2 protein-coding genes are annotated in these 2,379 nt (G+C 73.0%); both read right to left on the bottom strand.

What is annotated here, in order from left to right:
* Positions 1–59: 59 nt before the first annotated feature.
* Positions 60–821: a hypothetical protein gene (locus VG296_RS11215; protein WP_325565588.1), complete on the bottom strand. Its 762-nt coding sequence runs from the start codon at positions 819–821 to the stop codon at positions 60–62.
* Between the two features lie 301 nt (positions 822–1,122).
* Positions 1,123–2,259 (bottom strand): ATP-binding cassette domain-containing protein, encoded by a 1,137-nt coding sequence (locus tag VG296_RS11210; RefSeq protein ID WP_325565587.1) that lies wholly within the window; start codon positions 2,257–2,259, stop codon positions 1,123–1,125.
* Between the last annotated feature and the right edge of the window lie 120 nt (positions 2,260–2,379).

Raw genomic sequence — 2,379 nt, 5'->3', positions numbered from 1 at the left:
GGCGCCGACGCAGTCGTCGTTCAGGCGCTGGCGCAGCGCGGAGAGGTGCGCTGATCGGCTCAGTCGATCCGGCGACGGCGCAGCGCGTAGAGGGCGGCCAGCAGCAGCGTGCAGACGAGCGTCTCCGGCAGCGCGATCGCGGTCTGCTCGACCGGGAGGCCGAGCTCGGTCATGCCGCGCACGATGTCCAGCGTGTACGGGCTGTGCGACCCCGGCAGCAGCGCCGCGGTGAGCGCAGCGAGCAGCCACGCGGCGGGCACGGCGAGCAGTCGCAGCCGCAAGACGGGAGCGCAAAGTACGCCCGCCATTCCGCCGAACGCGGCGAAGCAGGACTCCGCCGGAGTCGGGAGCGTCAGCACGGCGCCGAGCGAGATGTGCGACGCGGCCACGCTGCCGCGGGTCAGCGCGAAGCCGCCGAGCGCGGTCAGGTACGCGGCGAGCCTGGTCGCGGAGGCGAGCCAGATCCCGACGATGAGCGCGACGAACAGCTTGCCCACCAGCCCCGCGCCGCGGCGCGGCAGCCTGGTGTACGTGGTGAGGCCGACGCCGTGCCGGTAGTCCTCGGTGACCAGCCCCGCGCCGAGCCATGCCGCGGCCAGCACGGCGACCGTGCCCGGCAGGATCATCCCGGCCGATCCGCCCGCGACGACCCACGCGACGTGCGCCTGCGGATTCCCGGAGTTCACCGCGGCCCGCGCTGCCGGGAGCGTGGCCAGCGCCGAGCCGAACATGGCCAGGCCGAACACCCCGAACGTGGACCGCCGCGTGCGCAGCCGCGTCGCCTCGTACCCCGCCGCCGCCCACGCGGAACGAAAGCCCATCACAGCAGCCCCTCCCTCGTCGCCTCAAACCCTGCCGCGAATCCCTCAGCGGTCGCAGCCGTACTCAGCCCCACCACCGCAGACCTTCCGGCTGCCTCGTACCGTGCCTCGAACCCTGCCTCGAATCCCTGAGCGGTCGCAGCCGTACGCAACCCCAACACCGGAGTCGTTCCCGCCGCCTCGTAGGCCGCCGCGGACCCTGCCACGGTCGGCGCCGCACGCAGGCCCATCACCGCAGACCCTCCCGCCACCTCATAGGCCGCCGCGGACCCTGCCGCGGTCGGCGCCGCACGCAGGCCCATCAACGCACGCTCTCCTGTTCGGTGGCGACGGTGTCGTCGCTTCGCGGAGCTGCTGCGGGTGGTTCTGTGGGTGCCTCAGATGCGGACTTCGGCATTTCGATGACCGAGAGCAGCGCGGACTCCGCCGCCGACTCGGTCTCGAGCGGATCGCTTCCGCTGAAGGGCATCGCTACCTCGGCCTCGGCGTGCTCGGGCACCTGGACCGTGGCCGGGGCCTGCACCGGAAGTACCGCGGGCGGCCTGCGGCAGGCTTCGAGTACGGCGACGACCGGGTCGTCCGCGGCGGAGCGCACCGCCAGTTCGTGCAGCGGGATCTCGTTGCGGAAGGCGAGATCGCCGATTCTGGCCCGGTCCAAGCCGCGCACCTCCAGGCAGGCGCCGTCGAGCTGGGTCGGCTCGGCTCCCGCCGCGACGAGCACGGCGGCGAACCGCAGCACCTGCGGCGTCCGCACGATGACGCAGTCCCCGGACAGGTCGCGCGCGGCCTGCCTGGCGGTGCGCTGTCCGACCAGCCGGCCCTCGTCGAGCACGAGGATGCGGTCGGCCCTGAGCACCATCGCGTCAGTGTTCTGCCCCGTGACCAGCACGCAGCGACCCTGCGCGGCGTACGCCCGCAGCAGGGCGTTGAGCCAGTCCTGGCCCTCGGGTTCCAGGCCGTACTCGGGCTCGTCGAGCAGCAGCACCTCCGGGTCTCCGAGCAACGCCTGCGCGAGGGCGAGGCGTACCGTCATCCCCTCGGTCAGCTCGGCGATCCGGGTACGGAGCTGGTCGCTCAGCCCACAGACGTCGAGCACGGCCGCGATCCGCTCGCGCCGGCCGCCCGGCGCGGCGCCGGGATCGGCGGACAGGGCCAGTCTGAGGTGGCCGCCCACCGTGCGCCCCGGATGCAGGGCGAGGGGGTCGAGTATCACGCCGACCGTGCGCATCGGGTGCCGCAGCATGCGGAACGTCCGCCCGTCGTAGAGCGTGCGTCCGCCGCCCGGGTCGAGCTGAAGCATCCGACGCAGCACGGCCGTCTTCCCGGAGCCAGGCAGGCCGAGCAGGCCCGTCACCTGTCCGGGCCTGACTTGGAAGCCGACCCCGTCGAGTACCTGTCGTCCGTGCCGCCGTGCGGAGAGCTCGATCGCCTCGATCACGAAAACATCGTCGCCGCCCGTCATCACGGAAAGCGCCAGGACACGCCCGTACCTGGCCGGATTCACCCCGTCGGACCCGCGCTCCGCGTGACCCGCTAGCCCTAACGGTGAGTCAGCCGG

The sequence above is a fragment of the Actinospica sp. genome, assembly GCF_035552695.1.
Classification (GTDB): domain Bacteria; phylum Actinomycetota; class Actinomycetes; order Streptomycetales; family Catenulisporaceae; genus Actinospica.
The sequence above is the reverse complement of the archived record's forward strand: the minus strand, read 5'-3'. Positions and strand labels throughout refer to the sequence as shown.